General features: G+C 38.4%; 18 protein-coding genes. 12 read left to right on the top strand and 6 right to left on the bottom strand.

What is annotated here, in order from left to right:
* Positions 1-52 precede the first annotated feature (52 nt).
* Together RCP16_RS06320 and RCP16_RS06325 are read left to right on the top strand one after the other, a co-directional pair.
* Entirely contained in the window at positions 53-541 is a 489-nt protein-coding gene (locus RCP16_RS06320) for an ester cyclase (RefSeq protein WP_308641907.1), read from the top strand.
* A gap of 189 nt (positions 542-730) precedes the next feature.
* Positions 731-1,018 carry a hypothetical protein gene (locus RCP16_RS06325; RefSeq protein ID WP_308641908.1) on the top strand — a complete coding sequence of 96 codons (288 nt, stop codon included), beginning with the start codon at positions 731-733 and terminating at the stop codon, positions 1,016-1,018.
* Between the two features lie 169 nt (positions 1,019-1,187).
* On the opposite strand, the gene RCP16_RS06330 is transcribed toward RCP16_RS06325, so the two are convergent.
* Positions 1,188-1,367, bottom strand: coding sequence for a hypothetical protein (locus RCP16_RS06330; protein WP_308641909.1), 180 nt, complete (start codon positions 1,365-1,367; stop codon positions 1,188-1,190).
* 251 nt (positions 1,368-1,618) lie between these two features.
* Here RCP16_RS06330 and RCP16_RS06335 point away from each other — a divergent pair, with 251 nt between their 5' ends.
* Together RCP16_RS06335 and RCP16_RS06340 are read left to right on the top strand one after the other, a co-directional pair.
* The gene (locus RCP16_RS06335) at positions 1,619-2,623 is read left to right on the top strand and encodes a hypothetical protein (protein ID WP_308641910.1); all 1,005 of its coding nucleotides are present in this window, start codon (positions 1,619-1,621) and stop codon (positions 2,621-2,623) included.
* 297 nt (positions 2,624-2,920) lie between these two features.
* Positions 2,921-3,883: an ABC transporter substrate-binding protein gene (locus RCP16_RS06340; RefSeq protein WP_069328160.1), complete on the top strand. Its 963-nt coding sequence runs from the start codon at positions 2,921-2,923 to the stop codon at positions 3,881-3,883.
* A gap of 232 nt (positions 3,884-4,115) precedes the next feature.
* On the opposite strand, the gene RCP16_RS06345 is transcribed toward RCP16_RS06340, so the two are convergent.
* Together RCP16_RS06345 and RCP16_RS06350 are read right to left on the bottom strand one after the other, a co-directional pair.
* The gene (locus RCP16_RS06345; protein ID WP_069328159.1) at positions 4,116-4,946 is read right to left on the bottom strand and encodes a carbohydrate ABC transporter permease; all 831 of its coding nucleotides are present in this window, start codon (positions 4,944-4,946) and stop codon (positions 4,116-4,118) included.
* On the bottom strand, positions 4,946-5,830 hold the full coding sequence (locus RCP16_RS06350; protein ID WP_206665599.1) for a carbohydrate ABC transporter permease: 885 nt from the start codon (positions 5,828-5,830) through the stop codon (positions 4,946-4,948). Before RCP16_RS06350 ends, RCP16_RS06345 begins: the two co-directional genes overlap by 1 nt.
* Before the next feature lie 258 nt (positions 5,831-6,088).
* Here RCP16_RS06350 and RCP16_RS06355 point away from each other — a divergent pair, with 258 nt between their 5' ends.
* From RCP16_RS06355 to RCP16_RS06365, 3 genes are all read left to right on the top strand, one after another.
* Positions 6,089-7,897, top strand: coding sequence for a sensor histidine kinase (locus RCP16_RS06355; RefSeq protein ID WP_308641911.1), 1,809 nt, complete (start codon positions 6,089-6,091; stop codon positions 7,895-7,897).
* Complete coding sequence (locus RCP16_RS06360; RefSeq protein ID WP_308641912.1) at positions 7,890-9,542, top strand: response regulator transcription factor; 1,653 nt, start codon at positions 7,890-7,892, stop codon at positions 9,540-9,542. Before RCP16_RS06355 ends, RCP16_RS06360 begins: the two co-directional genes overlap by 8 nt.
* Before the next feature lie 154 nt (positions 9,543-9,696).
* Positions 9,697-10,998 carry an extracellular solute-binding protein gene (locus RCP16_RS06365; RefSeq protein ID WP_308641913.1) on the top strand — a complete coding sequence of 434 codons (1,302 nt, stop codon included), beginning with the start codon at positions 9,697-9,699 and terminating at the stop codon, positions 10,996-10,998.
* Between the two features lie 139 nt (positions 10,999-11,137).
* Here RCP16_RS06365 and RCP16_RS06370 read toward each other — a convergent pair whose 3' ends face one another.
* The 3 genes from RCP16_RS06370 to RCP16_RS06380 form a co-directional block, all read right to left on the bottom strand.
* Positions 11,138-12,373: an MFS transporter gene (locus RCP16_RS06370; protein WP_308641914.1), complete on the bottom strand. Its 1,236-nt coding sequence runs from the start codon at positions 12,371-12,373 to the stop codon at positions 11,138-11,140.
* 122 nt (positions 12,374-12,495) lie between these two features.
* Positions 12,496-13,578, bottom strand: coding sequence for a UCP032817 domain-containing protein (locus RCP16_RS06375; RefSeq protein ID WP_308641915.1), 1,083 nt, complete (start codon positions 13,576-13,578; stop codon positions 12,496-12,498).
* 61 nt (positions 13,579-13,639) lie between these two features.
* The gene (locus RCP16_RS06380; RefSeq protein WP_308642453.1) at positions 13,640-14,809 is read right to left on the bottom strand and encodes a M20 family metallopeptidase; all 1,170 of its coding nucleotides are present in this window, start codon (positions 14,807-14,809) and stop codon (positions 13,640-13,642) included.
* A 237-nt stretch (positions 14,810-15,046) separates the two neighbouring features.
* Between RCP16_RS06380 and RCP16_RS06385 the strand changes: the two genes are divergently transcribed.
* The 5 genes from RCP16_RS06385 (at position 15,047) to RCP16_RS06405 (ending at position 21,627) form a co-directional block, all read left to right on the top strand.
* Entirely contained in the window at positions 15,047-16,534 is a 1,488-nt protein-coding gene (locus RCP16_RS06385) for an ABC transporter substrate-binding protein/permease (protein ID WP_371748190.1), read from the top strand.
* Positions 16,521-17,243 (top strand): amino acid ABC transporter ATP-binding protein, encoded by a 723-nt coding sequence (locus RCP16_RS06390; protein WP_137221604.1) that lies wholly within the window; start codon positions 16,521-16,523, stop codon positions 17,241-17,243. The genes RCP16_RS06385 and RCP16_RS06390 overlap by 14 nt, the downstream gene beginning before the upstream one ends.
* 289 nt (positions 17,244-17,532) lie before the next feature.
* On the top strand, positions 17,533-18,561 hold the full coding sequence (locus RCP16_RS06395; RefSeq protein ID WP_069328150.1) for an NADH:flavin oxidoreductase/NADH oxidase: 1,029 nt from the start codon (positions 17,533-17,535) through the stop codon (positions 18,559-18,561).
* A 348-nt stretch (positions 18,562-18,909) separates the two neighbouring features.
* Positions 18,910-20,586: a copper amine oxidase N-terminal domain-containing protein gene (locus RCP16_RS06400; protein WP_069328149.1), complete on the top strand. Its 1,677-nt coding sequence runs from the start codon at positions 18,910-18,912 to the stop codon at positions 20,584-20,586.
* A 369-nt stretch (positions 20,587-20,955) separates the two neighbouring features.
* A complete protein-coding gene (locus RCP16_RS06405; RefSeq protein WP_069328148.1) occupies positions 20,956-21,627 on the top strand; it encodes a PspA/IM30 family protein in 672 nt (223 codons plus the stop codon).
* Positions 21,628-21,730 lie beyond the last annotated feature (103 nt).

A 21,730-nucleotide genomic window follows, 5' to 3' on the forward strand; every position in this document is an offset into this window, starting at 1 on the left:
TATAGCATATGTCCGATAAAAATATACAAAATGAGATGTCTACAAGTTGAATATGAATGATATAAGTACATCTATCGATTTTCTAAAAATAAAACTGGGTTTATTAGAAAGGAATTTGATTATGACAATAGAAAACAATAAATATCAGATGAAGAGATTTACGGATTTCATTAATACAGCTGACTCAAAGCTCGCTGAAGAGCTTATCGTATCAGATGCAATATTCTACAGTCCTGGAAAAGATGATCCGATGATAGGACCAATGGGTTACCTCGCAGTCATCGATATGATGCGAGGTGGCTTTCCAGATATTCAATGGACATTGGAAGAGACAGTAGCAGAAGAAGAAATGGTAGCAGCACGCTTCACCATGAGAGGCACACACTCAGGTGATTTTTATGGTTTTCCAGCCACAAACAAGAAGATACAAGTTCAAGCAATGAATTTCTATAAATTTTCTAAAGGGAAAATTGTTAAGGAATATGGTCAACCCGACTTGCTTGGATTGCTTCAACAAATAGGAGTTGGACCGAAGGGTTAAAAGTGTGTGTTCTAATATAAGCATTACTATATAGATAGCCGTCAGAAATTGGCGGCTTTTTCTATACTATGTTATTTTAATACTGAAAGTAACATTGAAATAGATTATAAGGATATAAACAGATACACAAATATTCTTAAAAAGTTGAAAGCATATCAGAACAACGACGAGTAGAAAGAGGTGAAATCAATGAGTATTCATTCTTCAAATCATCATAATCATAAAATAAAATGGCTACGAAATGGTATTGTGAGTGTAATGGTCATTGGATTATTAGGGGGTGTGTTTATAATAGGATCAGCTCGAAGTGAGGCGAGTATCCAAAGTCCATCTGCATCAAATTACCATCCTTCGTATTTTGTAATAGCTAACCCTACGCTAGTCATAGCAGTAGTGGCAGGGGCTGGTGTTGGAATTGCTCTAGGTATACCACTTACTGCGAAATTGTATGCGAATATGCTACGTTTTATACAATAAATTATTATGTAACGATCCAAGTATTATTGCTTATATATAAAACCAATATAAGCTAAACCAATCGATTGTGGATAAATTAATCTCATTAGTAAGCTAAGTACAGCTACAATAGGGCAAGTCACAAAGATAATTTTAAATAGTCGCGTCATCATCGATGCTCCATTTCCTATTATTTAGAATTCGCAGAGGTAGAACGTAATATGAAAAAAGTAGCTAAAGACATACATAATATACCGCCGAACCAACCTATTGTCGGTGCATAGACAAACATATTTTTACTGTACATCCCCAAAAGAATCAAGCATATACCTGTTAAAATGAGGGCAATTGCTTTACGTTGTAACAACATAGGATTCATCTTCCTTCCATAAGTAGTCAATAGCAATAATCTAATATTATCAAAAAAAGAGAATAATTACTAAATCCCTATGATTATAATGGATAGATGATTTAACATTTAAAGTGTGTTTTTTGCTATCTGACTCGTTTTCTTATAAAATAGTCACGGTAATGATGAATGTCATTATCCTGAAAGATAACGAATCGTGTTAAAGTAGGCAAGCATTACGCTATATTTACACAACAGAGAGGAATGTACGCATGAAAAAAGTAAAGACATTACGAACGATGAGCATCATGCTCATGTTAGGAGCATCGCTCACAGCTGTACATACAGCTTCTGCTGATCCGTTGAAAGTCGATAATGCTTTTTTTGAAAAACAAAAGCAAGTCGTGATGGATCAGACGGTAACTAATTCCAGTAATGATGCTAGTGCATCCAAAGAAGTGCAGAAGCTTGAAAATGCGGATTATTTGTATATGAGTACAGATGGTCAAGTGTATAGTTCCAAACGTGGCTATCTAGGAGCCGCTAAAAAAGATGATGATATTGAAGCTTCGCGTGTTGGCGATCAACCAAGTCCACCGATTAGTGGTAATGGCCCTGCGGTCAAAGATGTAAATGGTGGTACAACAGGAGCTTTTGAACGCAAGCAATTGGCGTACTCTGGCTTTGACAGTATTACATCAGACATTACACTTCCTAAAGTAAGCGGTCTAGGTGCAGGCGAACAGCCATGGGTTTATTATGGATTTGATTCTGATAATGCTTCAATAGAAGCTGGATATGCTTATCAGACAGGTACATTTAGATGGTTGCCGTATATTCGTTCCAATGGATTTTACTATGCTGATTCCGCATACCAGAAGTATGATGGTAACCGGATCAATAGCGTACAGTTCTATTTAGCCAAAACAGCAACATCGGATACGTATTACAATGCATATATGGTCGTGGGTGGCACACAAGTCACGATTGCGCCTACAAAATTCACGGATAGTGATGCAAATTCGACTTCAGTGAAAAAAGTAACTTCGATTGCCAAGAAAGCTTTTGACGGTACCAATATCGAAGGTCGCACAATGAATCAACGCTATGATAATGTACAAGTATCTTTCTTTTATCAAGACCAGGCTTATCCATGGACACAGTACCCAGAGTCTAGCGACTTTAGAAACAACAAATGGTATGGAACGATCGACAATCCAATCTCCTATGTACACCGTGATTGGGATAGTACCTCGATTTATAAAGATACCAACTAAGTTAAAGCTATAACGCTATGTATGATAGAAGTAGACTGACTATTTCTATACTAAGCATGTCTACGCTATCAAGTAGAAGGAAGCCGATCTGTATTAGTCGGCTTCCTTTTTGCAGTTTTTACAGTTGTATCTCACAAATGCTTAAAGAATTTGAATATATGCAATGCTTTGTTTCATGAATTTACATTACATGTTTACTTTAAAAGAACAACGTATTATAATAGCAAACGTTGAGAATAATTATCATTATCACAAAAATATAAAAGATAATGGTACGGATATGAAGGAGACAGAAACATGATACTGAAAAAATTAACAAAAACGATATTGACAGTGGGTGCGATTACAGCAATTTTGGCAGGTTGCGGAAATACCAGTACAGCGAATCAGACAGTAGCAACGACAACGAATAATGCCAATGCGATTACGATTCAAGATACGATAGGAACAACAACATTGCCTGCACCTGCTCAAAAAGTAGTGGCGTTGGAATGGTCATTTGCAGATGATCTACTGGCACTTGGTGTTACACCGATCGGAATTGCTGATGATGATAAGCCAGAAGCAATGACCAAATTAGCAGGTAAAGCATTTGACTATATGCCTTTAGGTAAACGCGAGACACCAGACTTAGAAAAAATCACCGAAGCTTCGCCTGATCTGATTATTGCAGATAGTGATCGTCATACGAAGATCAAAGAGCAATTGGATCAGATTGCGCCTACGATTGTATTGAACAGTCGTAAAGGTTCTTATGCTGAAAGTATTGATGATTTCAAAGTAATTGCCAAAGCAGTCGGCAAAGAAAAAGAAGCTGACGCACGAGTGAAGCAACATGATCAGATTATGGCTGATCTGAAAAAACAAGTAGAAGCTATGGGTAGCAAAAAAGTATTGATCGGTGTAGCACGTAAAGATGGATTCGATGTTCATACATCCGATTCTTATGCTGGACAAGTTATGACAGAAATGGGCTTCCAAAATGCCATCTCTAATACAGATGAGCCTTATGTTGAACTAAGTCTAGAGACGTTAACTACGCTTGATCCTGATATTATTTTTATTGCAACCGATGATTCTGAAGCCATCACCAACAAGTGGAAAGAAACACCTGTTTGGAAAAACTTGAAAGCAGCTAAAAACAATCAAGTCTTTATGGTAGATCGTGATATCTGGACTCGCTTCCGTGGGATTACTCCTGCTGAGAAAATTGGACAAAATGCACTAGATTTTATAAACGGTAAAGTGAAAAGCCAGTAATTTAGCATATCTGATCAATAAGAATATTCATTGGATTGAAGTATCTGATAGATTTAAAGTTATAAAATGATCTATTAGATGGAGTATTCATAAGTAGATTGATAGATATAGCAGAAAGGGAGATATCGAGCAGCCTATGTGCGCTCGATACCTCCCTTTTTTATTTAACGAATGACTTCTTTTGGATAAGCATTGGAGAAGTATTTATTGATATCCATCTATGTTTCGCAAATCAACCTTTTACTGCACCTGCGACTACGCCTCTAACAATATACTTTTGTAATAATACAAATACAATAATCGAAGGTAACACCGCCATAACCATAGCTGTCATCGCATATTGCCAATCCGATGTATATTGTCCGACAAACGTATAAGCGGCAAGAGTTAGCGTTTTGGTGGCAGGAGAACCATTCACCATCAATAACGGTAACAGAAAGTCATTCCAGATCCACATCACATCAATAATAATAATAGTGGTAGTCACCGATTGGAGTAGAGGGAAGATGACTAAGAAAAATAGCTTAAATCCAGAAGCGCCATCAATCGTAGCACTCTCATCTATTTCGCGAGGAATCCCTTTAACAAATCCATGATAAATAAAGATAGCAAGGGGTGCGCCGAATCCCCAGTATAGAATGCCTAATCCCCATGTGCTGTCTGATAAATGAAGACTTTTGGCTAATTGCAATACAGTTAGCATAATCGACTGAAACGGAATCAACATAGGCACAATACAGAGTAGATAGATTGTATTACTCCACTTGGAATTGGTACGTGATAATTTGTAAGCAGCTACAGACGAGAACAAAATAATCCCGACCAGACCAATCACAGTAATAATAGTGTTATTGATAAATAAGCGAGGGTAATTGATATATTTCCATACATACGCATAGTTATCTAAATTAAACTGTTGAGGCATAGCAATCACATCGCTCATCACTTCGGAAAAGCTTTTGAACGAGTTAATAATCGCTAGAATAAGCGGATATAAGAACAAAAGTGACAGTATAATCATCACAATTTCAAGAATAATACGACCTGTTTTGGCAGATGTCATCAGGCTTCAACCTCCCTGCGTTTGAAGATACCGAGTTGAATAAATGTGATTACAAGTACAGCTATAAATAAGACAAGTGCTTTGGCTGTACCATAGCCGTATAGATTATTTTGGAACGTATCTCGATAAATATCATAAGCGACACTGTATGTGGTTCCACCAGGTCCACCACCGGTCAGCGAAAGGATCACATCGAATACTTTGATCGAGTTTGTGAGCGCCATAAAGACCGATATCGTAATCGATGGAGCGAGTAGAGGTAATGTAATACTGAAAAATTTGCGGAAAGCACCTGCACCATCAACAGTTGCTGCTTCTTTGAGGTCTTCGGGTACTGCTTGTAAGCCTGCAATATAGATCACCATATAAAATCCGACCGATTGCCAGATTGATACTCCCAGAATCGAGATAAAGGCAAGCCCGGGTTCACCTAACCAGCTCATCGCAAAAATACCCCAGCCTGTCGTAGCTCCAAGCGATTCAAATCCTTGCATAAAAATAAATTTCCAGATAAAGCCGACAATCACCAGACTCAAAATATAAGGCACAAAAAATGCTGCCCGTAGCCATGTGGTTGAACGTAATTTCATATCTAGAATTAACGCGAGTACAATCGCTAACACATTAACCAGTACAATATAAAGCACCATATATTTGATGGTGAACCATGCTGCACTGCTAAAGTTCGCATCGCCTGTAAAAATCCGCTCAAAATTATCGAGTCCGACAAATTTAGGATGCTTGGCGATGCCATTCCATTTGGTCAATGAATAACGTACGGTCATTACGAATGGAATATAAAAAGCAACTGCAATACAGATCAGCACAGGTAAAGTAAAAATCCCAAATTGCAATCGATCAGACCATTTTCGTCCCATTTTCATTATCTATACCTCTTTCCTAAAAATAATATCCGATATCGTATTCTAGAATAAAGCGGTTACATAAAATGTATAGCTTTTTCTGATACTTGTATTATAGAATGGCGTTACGCTCTTCAAAATGGATTTAAGGAAACAGTTAAGGGTAAAAAGGTGAACAGCAAAAGAAATACAACGATAGGAGATGAACAGGGAATGGGGAGAAAAGTAAACAGTAGATTCACGAATACTCATCCCTATTTTAGGCGATATGCTATAGCAATGAAGTCACGAGTAACCGCTATCTGGAATCTATTATCCAGTCGATTGTTATACAAGCTCGTGATCTTATTCACATCTGTTATTATTTTGGTGGTGACGTCATTAACAGTGATCTCTTATCAGATGATTCGCAAAGAATCGGTGAAAAATAGCATCGACAGTACCGCTAATAATTTACTGCTAGTCAATCGTAATTTACAAGATTATATGGAAGGGATCGCTCAGTATTCTTTGCCACAACTACAATATGATGACCTTATCCATGCGATTATGAATGAGAAAGAAGAGTATGCTTCACGGATGTATCTGGAAAATTATTTACGCCGACTGTATTTTGGACGTAGTGATCTGAATGCCATTTCTCTATATATGGTCAAAGAAAAGAAATATTACTCGGTCAGTCGTGAATCATATAATATCGCTTCTCGTTCTGGATATGATAGCGAGATAGTTAACCAACCGTGGTATAACCATGTGCTCCAACAAGCCGATAATCAATATTTTCAATCGCTGGCGCTCAATCCTGTAGATCCCAATGATTCGTTACAGCAAGATAGTTTTATGGCGTATCATCGTGTGCTACGTTCGATAGCTTCTCGCCAACCGCAGGCGATTTTGACCTTCTATGTTAATCCTTCTGCGCGAGATACGATTTTGCAAGATACTTCGATCCATGAAGGTGAACATCTTATCTTTACAGATGCTAATCATATTCCTTTTTATGTAGACGATCCTGCTTTTTATCAGTCGATGATGGTTAGTGGTCTGATTACCCAGTTGCAAAATCAAACCAGTGATCCGTTAACATCGACAATCGATCATGAGCGTTATATGGTCATGTACAATCAATCGAAGCCCAATCAATGGACATTAATGAAGCCTATTTTGTATAGCCAGATTTATGAAGTCGCTAATACTACACGTAATCTGAGTTATTTGATCGGTGCAGGATTCTTGTTGATTGCATTTGCATTGGTAACGATTTTGGCAAATGAAATTACCCGTCCTTTAGGGCATTTATCCAAACAGATGAATCGATTCAGTAGTGGAGAATTTGAGATTGAAGCCACTGTCAAAGGGCAAGACGAGATTGCTCATCTCACCCAACATTTTAACGATATGGTGCGCAATACCAATGAACTTATTAATGAACGTTATCGAATGAAATTAGTAGAACAAAATGCGATTTTGAAAGCGCTTGAAGCTGAACTTAATCCTCATTTTCTCTATAATGCTCTCCAAGCGATTTCAACCAAAGCCCTGCGAAGTGGCAGATTAGATATAGCGGATATGGTCGATAATCTAGCGCAAACACTTCGTTATTGTATCGGTGGTAAAGATATAGTGATGGCTAGTGAAGAACTCAAGCATATCGAACGCTATCTTTCTTTACAAAAAGCACGCTTTGGTAGTCGCCTACAGATGACAGTTGATTGGGACGATTCTTTGCTTCAGTTATCCATCCCCAAATTATCAATTCAATCGTTGGTTGAAAATTCGATTAAGCATGCGGTTGAACAAGTGTCTGAACCCGTGATGATTACGATTACAGCACATTTAACTCATCAAGATGTACTGATTACGGTACGAGATAATGGACCCGGTATTTCGCCAGAACGGTTACAGCAAGTGCTGTCTTCATTTGAACAAACATTTATCGAGCGTGAAGGCAGTCATATAGGGCTGCAAAATCTGCATACACGTCTACAAATTTTATACGGAGAACAAGCAGGTTTACTTATTGATAGCAATCACACAGGAACAGAATTAAGCATGTATATACCACAAGGGGGCAAATCTTATGTATAGTATTTTGATTCTGGATGATGAAGAACCGTTGCGTGAAGCAATTCGCATATTGGGAGAGTGGGACAATCTTGAGATCAGTCATATCTATGAAGCGATCAATGGACAAGCAGGATTATCGATATTGCGTGAACATCCTATCGATCTAGTGATGGTCGATATGAAAATGCCAGGAATGAATGGTGTTGAATTTCTGCAAAAAGTCGAACAAGACTATCCCGATATGTTAACGATTGTGATTAGTGGATACAACGATTTTGAATATACTCATCAAGCTATCCGTTCAAAAGTATTAGATTATTTGCTCAAGCCTGTCAATCGACATGAATTAAATGATACGTTACGCAAAGCGGTTCATCTGTTACAACAACGCCAGCAACAGAATCAGCACAATATACAACAACATCGCACACTTAATATGTCTGTACCCAAGTTAAAAGAAACGATCTATCAATCGCTGGTTGAGAAACGGTTCAAAAAGCAAGGGAACGAAGAGATGTTAGCGATGATTGGAGCAGAAGATAAGAACTGTTATCATGGAGCGGTTGTATTGCGTATTTTGAACTTGGAGCAAGTACGCCGTCAGCGCTTTTATGGAGATACCAGTCTATTACACTTTGCGATTGCGAATGTGCTGAATGAATGTACAGAAGATGGAATCCACTATTTCTGTTTTGCCAATCAGCGACTCGAACGTGAAATGATTCTGATCTATCATGCCCGGCATGCATATCCTCAAGAACTTCATTATGCTGTGCAACAACGGGTTCGGAGTTCAATTCAGAACTTAGAACAGTTGCTAGACATTCAAATTATCGCAGGTACAGGCAAGCCGTCTAATGATATTCAGCAGTTAGCGACTGCTTATGAGCAAGGAAAACATATGATTGAGCAAGTCAATATTTTGGAATTGAATCGCTCATTAATCATCCCTTATGAACAACGTGCTTCTAAAGGAGAGTCGCATAGCTTATGCTCACGAATGTCTCAGATACGAACGTTGCTTGAAAATGGACATTTTCCTCAAATTCATCGAATTGCTGATGAATGTATCAGCATGATGAAGCAGTCTCCTTATCTGAGTCTGTATATGGCGGAATATAGTTTGGATGATTTGGAAGGGCAATTGTATGAGATTACGAGAGAATTGGATCAGAGGTCATTAGAATCAGATGGAACTATTGCTAGCCAACGCAAAGAACGAATACAGACGTATTCACTCGATATTATAAATATGGCTGAGTGGGAACAACATGTTCACGATATTATTACGTATTATGCAGAAAAGGTACGCCAATCAGGAGGAAGTCGGCAGTCTTTTCATATCAGTGATATTCGGTCGTATATTGATCAGCATTATTTTGAAGACATCAAAATTTCAATGTTTACCGATAAATATTACTTGAGCCGCGAGTACTTGATGAAGTTATTTAAACAAGAATATCAGATGGGGATTCATGAATATGTACAACAGTTACGGATGGGGAAAGCCAAAACGCTATTGAATGAAGAAGGACTCAAAATACAAGAAATATCCGAAATGCTGGGCTACAAAGATAAAAACTATTTTAGTAAAGCTTTTCGCAATTATTATCAATTATCGCCTTCAGAATATAGATCTCAATTATCGACAATAGCAAATAAGTAAGCGTATTCATAAATTCACTTTTTTACCCTTAATAGATTACTTATCTACATTTTTATCTGAATAGAGTTTCACTAGAATAAGACTATACCGTACAGCAGAGGCATTGAATGATGAATGCTATGTGCGTACGAATTTGAAAGATGGGGGCAGATATATGTTCAAAAAGATGATGGTCTTACCTATTACCCTTGTGCTGAGCTTATCCATGTTAGCCGCTTGTGGTAACAGTACAGATACAACAGACAATAGCGCTTCTTCAGGAGGAAGTACAGATGGTGCAGTAACGATCAATATGTTCACTGCTTCTCCAGAGTACACCGATGCATTCAATGCTTATATCGAAGAATACAAAAAAGTAAAACCGAATGTGACGATCAATCTAGAAATTATGCAAGCCGACTATAATACCATCCTCAAATCTCGTATCGCAGCGGGAAGTACACCGGATGTATTCCAGACGACAGCAGGTGGAGATATTGATACGTATGCTGATTACAGTGCAGATTTAACCAACGAACCGCTTGCGGCAGCAATGACTGATGCGGTACGTACCAATATGACATCTACCGATGGTAAAGTATTGGGCTTACCGGTGAAAGGCAATCTGTTCGCACTGATTTACAATAAAGATTTATTTGCCAAAGCAGGTATTACAGAACCGCCCAAAACGATCGCAGAGATGGATGAAGCGATTAAGAAATTAGAAGCAAAAGGTATTACTCCTTTTGCGAACGCTTACAAAGAATGGTGGGTATGGAAACATATTTTCCAACACTATGTAGATGTAGCGGCACTTGATGCAGGTGTGACTTCCAAAGATTTGGTCAATAAATTTATTGCAGGTGAAACGACGATTAAAGAATACCCTGCATTATACAATAACTTCTTTGCTTTTATTGATACGACCGTTCAGTATGGTACAGACAAGCCACTAGAACGTGATAGCAATGCAGAAGTAAGTGACTTTGCTTCAGGTAAAGCAGCGATGATGACAGGTAAAGGTGCTTGGGATGAAGAAGCGATTATTAAGATCAATCCTGACTTCAAAATGGGTATTATGGGTTACCCTGTTAGTCACAAAGCCGATCAATCGATGATTATTACAGGCGCAGATCAAGCGTTGCGTATTAACGCTGACTCTCCTGTAGCCAAAGAAACGATCGAATTTTTCAACTGGTTGTATACGTCAGATTACGGTAAAAACTGGTTCTCTCAAGTCGCCAAAGTAATTCCACCGATCAAAGATGCTCCACTTCCAGACTTGCAAATGCCTAAAGAAATGGAAGAAATCTTAAAAACCGAAAAATCTGGCGATCTATCGGTCAACTATTCTTTAGATACGTTCCACCAGAAATTCGGCGAGATCATGCAAGCCTATATTGGCAAAAGTAAAACCAAAGATCAAGCCGTCGAAGAAATTCAACAAGCTTGGATTCAATTAGGATCGGCTCAGTAAACTAAAAGAAAGCATCTTCTTTCTCTGTTATTAACATGCAGAGGAGAAGATGCTTTTTGAATTGAAAATAAGGGACTTTTAATACGTGGAACCAAAAAGATATTTTGTATATATCATCAAGTCCCTTTTTAATACATATTTATACTGCACGTACACGCTTAACGCCTTGACGATACATCAAAATTAACAAGTATGAACCGACAAAAGCACCTGTAATCAACCAGATTGGAATACGTGGATCAAGCGTATATGCCCATCCTCCGATAATTCCGGCAGGTGAAGTGAACAGTAGGATTAATACAGATAGCATAGAGAAGATTTTGGCACGCTTTTCATCATCAATAGCATTGGCTACAGCTGTCTCCAAGTAGGGAGAGCTGATCATGATACCGATGGCTGCTAAAATGGTACTGATTCCAATCCAGATTAGATTGTGTACAGGGCCGAATACAAGCATTACATTGGAAACAACAGACAGAGCAAAGCCAGCCATCATTGATTTGTATACAGCACCTTCCGGTATACGCGGAGTCAATAACCATAAGGTCAGCAACATAATCAATGACGAAATTGCTGGAACAAGTGAAATGATCCCATCGTCAATATGTAGATAATCTGCAAGATAGAGCGAGAGGTAGGTTGTTTTGAGAGTGGTCTGGAAATTGAACAAAATATACACACTGAAAATCAACAATAACCCTTTACTTTGCAAAATATCATGAATCGCACCGCTGTAGTCAACCAGACTTTGCTTGAGTCCCAATTCACGTGTTTCTTTCATTTTGCGATAACCCATCTCTGTCTCACGTGTAGTCACATGGCGACCGATAAATTGAAAGGTCATCAGTACAAAAGCAATCACATACATAATCCGCATTCCAGATACCAATCCATATTCATATACCAGTAGACCGCCTAGAGGAGCGAAGAGACCGCCGATAACGCCAATAATCTGAAGTAATGTGAATATATACGTTCGATCCCCCGGCTTCGTATCTTCGACAAGCAAGCAATAAAATGAAGTAGCAGGAACCCGTTGAAACCCATTAATAATTGCAGCAACAAGGAAAAACCAAAAGTTTTGGGATACTGCCCAGACCAGAGTAGCTACACTCCAACTAAATATATCAAAATACAACAGTGCTTTTTTGCGTCCCATGCGATCTGTTAAATAACCGCTAATAAATGAAGAAAATACTTGAAATATTAGACTGATCGTCGTGATCCAGCCAATATTCGTTTCACTAATTCCCAGTTGATACATATACAATGTCGCATACGTAGCAAACATACTATAAGGGATTAGAAAAAAAGGTTCAAAGGCAAGACAGCCGCGACTGTTGCCTTCCAAGCGTGAAAAAAAAGAACGAGCCATACGATAATCCTCCACCATATCATTTGTTTATTGTATAGAAATGTTTTATAAAGCGCTCTCACCAATAAATATACAGAACAAGTCTGTATGAAACCTTGGGTTCAACAATAAGATCAATCGACTTAATCACCACCACCGCCACCACAACTACTACATGAACTATCACTGCTACATGAACTCTCACCTGAATCATGACTACTATGGTTATCTGATGAATGATGAGAATTATGATGATTAGAGTTATCGGTGGAAACATAACCTGTACCACAAGAAGAACTAGAACTATACGATTGCAAGGTCTGCACATCTGCTGGCAAATAGGTATTCACAGACGAACAGAAATGCTGTACGTCGTTCTGAGAATAATACACCGCCGCACAACCGGCTACACCTAGACCGTAATTATCACTAGGTGAAGTGTAATTACCAGTATCATAGGTTTGATTTTTGTTTTGCTTATCATACTTAGCAGGCGGTGTTTTTTGCACTGCTTGTTGATTATGATCTCGAAATTGTTTACTCAAATAAAGGATGACCGTTTTGGCTTCAGGAACATTATTGAACGTTTGGCGGTTAAATAGGCTATGATCAATTCGATACTCATTAAAAGAATACAAATTATTCATCGTTGCCTGTGGCAATGGATAATTGAAAAATCCATTCCATAATTTAGAATTTGCACGAGTCATCGGAAATAATTGTGAATACGTCCAATCAAAAAGCGCACGTTGATCCGGTTGGGATACTGATTGTCCATGCGGAGAATGATGCAACATGTATCCAAAAAATTGCTCACAAAATTGCTGATACTCTCTTGTAAACATCAACATTTCATGCCAGATATCATCGACTTTACTACTGAACATCGGCATTTGCTTGAATAGGGCGCAGATTAGGAAATATCGACGCATTTCCACCCACCGCCAATTCCATTCTTCCTCTGTCATGTCAGGATGTTCTGTAAAGACACGTTGCCTTAATTGATGAGCATAGTCATTAGGTAAAGCTCTTTCGAGTCTAAGAGCTAACGGTACACAAGGATGCCCGGCAGGCACAATCAATGTAGGCGCAGCAACAGCAGACTGGAAAAAGCGTTGATCCGATTGAAGTGTCCATGATCGACCCCAATTTTTACGAGCGATTCTACGGAACATGATAATAAACAAAACGATAAAAGCTAATAGTAATAAAAGATCAAAGGACATTCACAATCACTCCTGTCTTTTAACATAAGCTGATTTTGAAAAATACGCTTAAAATGGTCACTTATCGCGCTACAAATTCTTGCTTAATTTGTTGTAACAATTCAGGCTGACTGATTACATCGTATGCCGTTTCTGCCAGAACTTTACCCCCAAATATCATTGCTTCTAAAGCTTCCGGTTGCTGAGCACGATCACGGAACCCGATACTATGCAATTCATGCTTTTCTGTGGTGACTTGAATATAAGGGTGAATAGCAGGGCAATGTGTAGATACATTTCCTAGATCTAGCGAACCTGCATCTTTACCGCTATGAATATCAGAACGTGCAATACCATGGGATACCAGATTATTTGTAAATGCTTCAGATAACGTCGTATTCGTTATTAATTCATCATACGAATATTCATAATTGGATACTTTTAGTGTACATCCTGTTTGTAAAGCGGAACCTTCAGCTACACGTTTTACTTTTTCTACTAATTCATTCGTATACTCCCGACTAGCAGAACGGATATAGAATTGAGCAGAAGCGTAGTCCGGTATAATATTAGCGGCTACACCACCTTGATTAATAATGCCATGAATTCGTGTATCACTACGTGTCTGTTGACGTAATGCATTGATTCCATTGAACAGTTGTAATACACCATCTAACGCATTAATACCATGTTGAGGACTGGCTGCTGCATGAGCAGATTTGCCAAAATACTCAAATTGTAAAGCATCCATCGCTAAAGAAATCCCTGATTCTTCATAGGCATAATAAGGATGTGCCATCATCGCAAAATCACAATCGTCAAATAATCCCGCCGCTGCCATGGGCACTTTAGCACCACGTGTTTCTTCTGCTGGTGTGCCATAGACACGAATCGTGCCACCCAGTTCATCTATTACCGATTTGAGACCTACAGCTGCACTTACACTCATCATACAAATTAAGTGATGTCCACAAGCATGTCCAATTTCAGGTAATGCATCATATTCGCATAACAACGCAACAATAGGACCTGACTTTGGAGCTGTATATGTAGCGATAAATGCAGTCTCTATTCCTAAGATCGGTGCTTCAATTTCAAATCCATGAAATAACAATTCTTCTTTCAGTCTAGCTGAAGCTTTGAACTCTTCATTACCAAGCTCAGGGTTTTGCCCTATATATGTAGAAACAGCTTTGAAGCGCTCGGTATGCTGATCAATTGTTGTACCTATTTGAGTTTTGAGGGTTGATATAACGGACAATTGTATCGTCTCCTTTAGAAGTCATTATATAATGTTTAGACCAAAGTAGTATATCATAAAGTGGAACATAACTGATTATAAAATGATTGAATAATCATACATATTCATTTATAATAACCCGGTTAGACTTTTTAACTAAATTGTTTAAATGGATATGATTGTAGGAACACTTACTTCGATCCGGTAGACGGCATCGTCTGCATTGATAATATGGAAGGGGATAAAAAATTGAAAGTATGTAAATCGTTATTTGCGCTTTGCTTTAGCGTGTTGATTGTATTTCTAGCAGTCACTCCTATGGCATCCGCCGCGCAAGACACAGGCAAAAAAATAGTTGTAGGTTTAAGTGCAGACTTTGCACCTTATGAATTTCGTAAAAATATCAATGGTAAAGATGAGATTGTCGGTTCGGATATAGAGATTGCTAAGCGAGTCGCTGCTGATATGGGAGCTGAACTGCAAATTCAAGATATCGCTTTTGACAGTCTATTGCCTGCATTAGATAGTGGACGGATTGATATGATTATTTCGGGGATGACACCAACGGATGAACGTCGTCAAAATGTTGATTTCTCGGATACGTATTATATTTCTCGTCAGGTTATTGTCACTCGAGCAGAAGATACGACGAAATTCAAAACGATGGAAAGTCTTAAAGGGGCTGCGATCGGTGTACAAAGAGGATCTATTCAACAAGATATCGCAGAAGGCATAGAAGGAGCAAAATTATCTCCGGTTGATAAAGTGTCTGATATTATGTTGCAGTTGGAATCCAATCGTGTAGATGCAGCAGTTATGGAAGGCCCTGTAGCGGATGGACAAGTGCTGAATCATCCTGATCTTGCGATAACAGATATTCAAATTCCAGATAGTGATACGCCTATGGCAATCGCTGTGCAAAAAGGAAATACTGAATTACTAGGTCAAATTAACAAAACATTAGCTACACTCAAAGCTAACAATGAAGTTGATAAATTTGTAAATGATGCATTCAAATTAAATTCTGGTGAATCAACAGGTGAAACGGCAGAACAGATCAAAGACAAGCCAAAGCCGAATATTTTTCAAATTTTCTGGGACTATCGTAGTTACTATTGGCAAGGAATTCAATACACATTGTTCTTATCAGCAATGGGTGTATTGTTCGGATTTATTATTGGATTGATCGTATCGTTGTTACGTTTATCCCAAATCTCGGTATTCCGTTGGTTAGCGATGACGTATATTGAAATTTTACGTGGTACACCAATGCTTGTGCAGTTGTTGATTATTCATTATGGTATCGCTCAAGCGTTTAATATTAACTTTACAGTGCTTGAATCTGGTATTATCACATTATCTATTAATAGTTCTGCTTATCTAGCTGAGATTTTTCGTGCAGGTATTCAAGGTGTAGATCGCGGACAGACAGAAGCAGCACGTTCACTGGGTATGTCTTATGGTGCAACGATGCGTCATATTATTATTCCACAAGCAATCAAAAGTGTATTGCCGGCAATCGGTAATGAATTTGTCGTTATTATTAAAGAATCATCGATTGTATCCTTTATCGGAGTAGCAGACTTGATGTTCCAAGCACAGGCTGTACGTAGTATAACGTACTCTGCATTAAGTCCGCTTATTATCGCAGCAGCTATTTACTTTGTAATGACATTTATATTGTCCAAACTACTAGGTATTGTAGAACGGAGGTTGAGTGCAAGTGATCAACGTTAAAGGTCTTAAAAAGTCTTACGGTAAAAATGAAGTGTTAACAGGTATCGATATGGATATCGCTCAAGGTGAAGTGGTTGTTATTATTGGACCAAGTGGATCAGGTAAAAGTACCTTTTTACGTTGTCTCAACTTGTTAGAACAACCTACAGCAGGTGAGATTCATTTTGAAAATGAATTGATTACAGCACGTAAGCATGATATTGATAATACACGCAAAAAAATGGGCATGGTATTCCAGCACTTTAACCTTTTCCCGCACAAAACGGTGTTGCAGAATCTTACGATTGCACCGATCAAAGTGAAAAAGATGAATACCAATGCAGCTAACAAAATTGCTGAAGATTTGTTACACACCGTAGGGTTAGCAGATAAATACAATGCTTATCCAAGTCAGTTATCCGGTGGACAAAAGCAACGTATTGCGATTGCGCGTGCACTTGCCATGCAACCCCATGTAATGCTGTTTGATGAACCGACATCTGCACTCGATCCTGAGATGGTTGGAGAGGTGCTAGAGGTCATGCAGAAGCTTGCACATGAAGGTATGACGATGGTCATCGTAACGCACGAGATGAATTTTGCACGTGAAGTGGGCGACCGTATTATCTTTATGGATGCAGGGCAAATTGTAGAGCAAGGTACACCAGAAGAAGTATTCGGTGCACCAAGTCATCCACGTACACAAGACTTTTTAAGCAAAGTATTATAAATTCAATTAACCAACCATCACTTATAAATGGGAAAGAAAGAGCTGATTAGCGTATCGGCTCTTTCTTTTTTTATTTAGCATAGGGTGTCAAAGAAACCACCAATCTACATATTATTCATTATTATTTGTTGGAACAATTTTATGAAGATTTCGTGAATATCAGAGATATCGTTGTTATCCTGTTTTGTTGTGATAATTTTAGTATATAATAAGTAAGTATGTTATTATTCATTACGAAGAGTTGTAATATACCAAGCTAGTTATCTCATAATTGTTGGAGGGAATAGATATGCCTAATTTGTTTACACCTTATACATTCAAAAATTTAGAACTTAAAAATCGGGTGGTTATGCCTCCGATGTGTCAATATTCTGTAGATACCAAAGACGGTATGCCGAATGATTGGCATAATGTTCACTATATTAGTCGTGCTGTAGGTGGTACGGGTCTTATTATTGTCGAAATGACTGCCGTACATCCAGATGGACGTATTACAGACAACGATACAGGGATCTGGGACGATTCTTTTATTCCGGCTTATCGCAAAATAGTTGATGGTGTACATCAATATGGGGCGAAGATCGGTATTCAATTAGGTCATGCTGGTCGCAAAGCAGAAGATGCGAATCCTCCTGTTGCACCGTCAGCTATTCGTTATGATGGAGAAGGTTACAAAACACCTCATGAGCTTACTACAGCAGAAGTAGAAGAAATGATTGAAGCTTACCGTCAAGGTGCACGTCGTGCAGTAGAAGCTGGTTTTGACACGGTAGAAGTGCATGGAGCTCACGGTTATTTAATTCATCAATTCCATTCCCCACTTGTGAATCAACGTCAAGATGAGTATGGTCAAGACCTTGCTTTATTCGGTGTACGTGTAGTAGAAGCAATTCGTGAAGTCGTTCCAGCAGAGATGGCTGTCATTATGCGTGTATCTGCACGTGAGTATGTAGATGGTGGGTACGGTATCGACTATATCACAGATGTATGTCGTCGTTATCAAGAAGCAGGTGTAGATATCATGCATATTTCTTCTGGTGGTGAAGGCCCTGTTGGTTCAGGTGGTATGCAAGTAGGTCCAGGCTATCAAGTAGAATTAGCTTCACATATTAAAAAAGCATTGAATATGCCTGTGATTGCTGTAGGTCTATTGGATGAGTACGACGTTGCAGAAAAAGTAATTGAAAACGATCAAGCAGATCTTGTAGCTGTAGGTCGTGCTATGTTACGTGATCCATACTGGGCGACTCATGCTGCCAAAGAACTACAATTAGAAGCAGAAGTTCCTGTTCAATACGCACGTGGGTATCATAGATAATTATACTTTAAAATGTATATTTACCAATATGTTACTTTTCAATCTTTTATTTTGGAGACAGAATAAAAAAAGTTTTTAATTGTTTTGGACATGTCATTTGACTAAAGTATGATATAGTTTGGTCTAAAAATAAAAGTAGCCTATATCCTTTGTCTATCAAGGGATATAGGCTTTTTTTGCGCAAATATAATAGTGATAGCTAGGATAAATTTGAGACGATCAACATACTATTTTCACGACAGATATCAAAAATTTAAAATAACAAAGTGATCCAAAAATGAATCTCTTCCGTTCATCTGTGTAAGGACGACAACAAAAATAAAACAAACACATAAAGGAGTTTTGATGATGAAAATGAAAAAATTGATAGTACCCGTACTTAGCTTGTCTTTGTTAGTTCCTACTACAGGTGCTTTCGCCGCCGATGCAACTTCAGCATCAATGCCAACTGTAAGTACCAAAGCAGCAGACCTTCGTTCGGATCTAGATTATCTGCTATCTGAACATTTTGCACTAGCTGTGGTAGCCATGACTAAAGCTTATGAAAGTGCTCCTGATGCTGCACAAGCGTTAGATGCACTGGATAAAAATGCATTAGATATGCAACCTGCTATCGAATCTTTATACGGTAAAGAAGGAGCAGCAGAGTTCGAACGAATCTTCCGTGCACACAACCAATATACAGACGAACTTGTAAAAGCAACCAAAATGAAAAACGAAGATGCAATCAAAGCAGCAGAAGCGAAAGTACAAGGATTTGTTGATGAATTTGCCAAATTCTTATCTACAGCAACAGGTGGTAAATTACCTGAACAAACCGCTGAAAATGCACTTCGTCTCCATGAAGATCAAGTCCAAGACGTATTTGAAAAATATGTAGCTGGTGATTACACAGGTGCATACACCGAATATCGTGAAGGTCTAGCAACGATGTTTACAGTAAGTAAAGCATTATCGGGTGCGATTGTTACTCAATTCCCGGCTAAATTCGATAACACTTCTGTTGATACACCAGCAGCAGATTTACGTTCAGCATTGAACCATTTAGCAGCAGAACACTTTGCATTATCTGTCTTGCAAATGCAAAAACAATATAACGGTTCACCAGATTCTAATGCACTAATCGCAGCTGAAGCTGGCAACACAGCAGACTTCAAAGCAGCTATTTCTTCAATCTATGGTGCAGAAGGTGCTAATCAATTTGAAAAAATTTGGGTGACTAATCATATCAAAGCACAAAGTGATTATGTCGATGCACTCAAATCCAACAATCAAACCTCTTTACAATCGGTTAAAGATCGTATTACAGACTTCACTAAAGAATTCTCCACATTCTTAGGTACAGCTACAGCGAATAACTTGCCAGCTGATGCTGCATTAGCTGCATTACGCACTCATGAAGATCAAGTTCAATCTGTGATCGATCAATATGCTGCTAAAAACTATGCAGGTGCATATACAGCAGATCGTGAAGGATACAAAACGATGTTTGGAATTGGTAAAGCACTAGGTGGTGCGATTGTTACTCAATATCCAGACAAATTTAAAACAGCAGCAACTACACCTATGCCTACAATGCCAACTACACCAGCACCTACGCCAACAGCTCCAGTGATGACCAATCCTACAACATCTAATGATTCGATGATGATGGTATGGATGAAGCTGAACAGCAAGCAGCTCAAAATTGGTGACAAAACAACAATGATGGATACTGCTCCTGTTGTTAAAAACGGCACTACGTATATCCCACTTCGTTATTTGGGAGAAGGTATCGGTGCGAAAGTAAGCTGGAATAAATCTGCTGGCCAAGTGACTGTAATGGCAGGTAGCGATACCATGAAATTCTGGATTAATAACAAAAAAGTAGATGTTAATGGATCTACTAAAATGCTAAGTGCAAATGCTATGGTCAATAGTGATGGCAGAACATTAGTACCATTACGTTCGATTACTGAATTATTAGGTTGGGACGTTAAATGGAATAAAGCAGACGGTTCAATCACTTTAACGAAATCGATGTAACACAGCGTTAACTGATACGAGATATCCGGTTATGCCCATAGCCAACCCATCTCCGTGTTGTCAACGCTTATCATAAATAAAAACACTCTTGGTCTTATAGACTGAGAGTGTTTTTTTAATCGTAAATATGTTTAATTTTATATGTAGAGGTAAGAATGTAGGGGTGATATAGACGAAAGTCCCATAATCCCGTAAAATAGGCAGTATAAGGAACCTATTGGTGTTCAGATGCAGTCGTATAGTCAGAATATAGAACGATGAATAGCGGTCAAATTATAAATTATTGAAACGTTAAATATCATGCTTCGTATTATGATCTATCATTGACACGACAATAGTGATCAATTATTAAATTGGAGGTAATTATTTATGTCTATTTTCAAAAGGTTACGTGATTTAACTTTATCCAATGTATTTGCTTTGATTGAGAAAGCAGAAGATCCTATTAAAATGACAGATCAATATATTCGCGATATGTCTGCTGACCTAGAGGATGCGGAGAAAGCTGTTGCCTCACAGATCGCTATCGAAAAACGTTTCAAACAATCGTACGAAGAACAAGAAGCATTGGTTAAAAAACGTGAAGAGCAAGCACATATGGCTGCTCAAGCGCAAAATATCGATTTAGCTCGTCGGGCGTTGGAAGAAAAGAAAAATGCTGAAGCCAAACGTGATGAGTTCAAAGCGAACTATGAGCAAAACAAAGCTTCTGCGGACAATCTTCGTGCCAAGTTAAACGAAATGCGCAAGCAATTGACTGAAATGAAAAACAAACGCGATACTTTGATCGCTCGTTATCAAGCAGCTAAAGCGCAAAAAGAAATCAATCATGCGATGAGTGAATTTAGCTCAGATTCTGCAACATCTGGCTTGAAGCGTATGGAAGAAAAAATGCTACAAATGGAAGCTCAAGCACAAGCAAGTGAAGAAGTGAATGGTCAGAACAAATCACTAGATGATGAATTTGCATCACTTGGTAAAGATAAAGCAGTTGAAGATGAGTTAGCAGCATTGATGAAGCAATACGAGAACAAATCATAATTTTATTCAAATATAAGTTACGCTATTTTTGTAGCTCATTACAAAGCGAAGGTCGGAACGATACAGCTTGTTCTCCTTCGCTTTTTGTATGGATTTTTGATGA

It is taken from the genome of Paenibacillus nuruki, from assembly GCF_963311185.1.
GTDB classification, from domain to species: Bacteria; Bacillota; Bacilli; order Paenibacillales; family Paenibacillaceae; genus Saccharibacillus; species Saccharibacillus nuruki.

Coding starts and splice junctions, on each gene's coding strand:
- RCP16_RS06340 (WP_069328160.1), top strand. CDS start 2,921: ATGATACTGAAAAAATTAACAAAAACGATATTGACAGTGGGTGCGATT.
- RCP16_RS06320 (WP_308641907.1), top strand. CDS start 53: ATGAATGATATAAGTACATCTATCGATTTTCTAAAAATAAAACTGGGT.
- RCP16_RS06370 (WP_308641914.1), bottom strand. CDS start 12,373: ATGGCTCGTTCTTTTTTTTCACGCTTGGAAGGCAACAGTCGCGGCTGT.
- RCP16_RS06400 (WP_069328149.1), top strand. CDS start 18,910: ATGAAAATGAAAAAATTGATAGTACCCGTACTTAGCTTGTCTTTGTTA.
- RCP16_RS06330 (WP_308641909.1), bottom strand. CDS start 1,367: ATGTTGTTACAACGTAAAGCAATTGCCCTCATTTTAACAGGTATATGC.
- RCP16_RS06360 (WP_308641912.1), top strand. CDS start 7,890: ATGTATAGTATTTTGATTCTGGATGATGAAGAACCGTTGCGTGAAGCA.
- RCP16_RS06350 (WP_206665599.1), bottom strand. CDS start 5,830: ATGAAAATGGGACGAAAATGGTCTGATCGATTGCAATTTGGGATTTTT.
- RCP16_RS06395 (WP_069328150.1), top strand. CDS start 17,533: ATGCCTAATTTGTTTACACCTTATACATTCAAAAATTTAGAACTTAAA.
- RCP16_RS06405 (WP_069328148.1), top strand. CDS start 20,956: ATGTCTATTTTCAAAAGGTTACGTGATTTAACTTTATCCAATGTATTT.
- RCP16_RS06335 (WP_308641910.1), top strand. CDS start 1,619: ATGAAAAAAGTAAAGACATTACGAACGATGAGCATCATGCTCATGTTA.
- RCP16_RS06365 (WP_308641913.1), top strand. CDS start 9,697: ATGTTCAAAAAGATGATGGTCTTACCTATTACCCTTGTGCTGAGCTTA.
- RCP16_RS06375 (WP_308641915.1), bottom strand. CDS start 13,578: ATGTCCTTTGATCTTTTATTACTATTAGCTTTTATCGTTTTGTTTATT.
- RCP16_RS06325 (WP_308641908.1), top strand. CDS start 731: ATGAGTATTCATTCTTCAAATCATCATAATCATAAAATAAAATGGCTA.
- RCP16_RS06355 (WP_308641911.1), top strand. CDS start 6,089: ATGAAGTCACGAGTAACCGCTATCTGGAATCTATTATCCAGTCGATTG.
- RCP16_RS06345 (WP_069328159.1), bottom strand. CDS start 4,946: ATGACATCTGCCAAAACAGGTCGTATTATTCTTGAAATTGTGATGATT.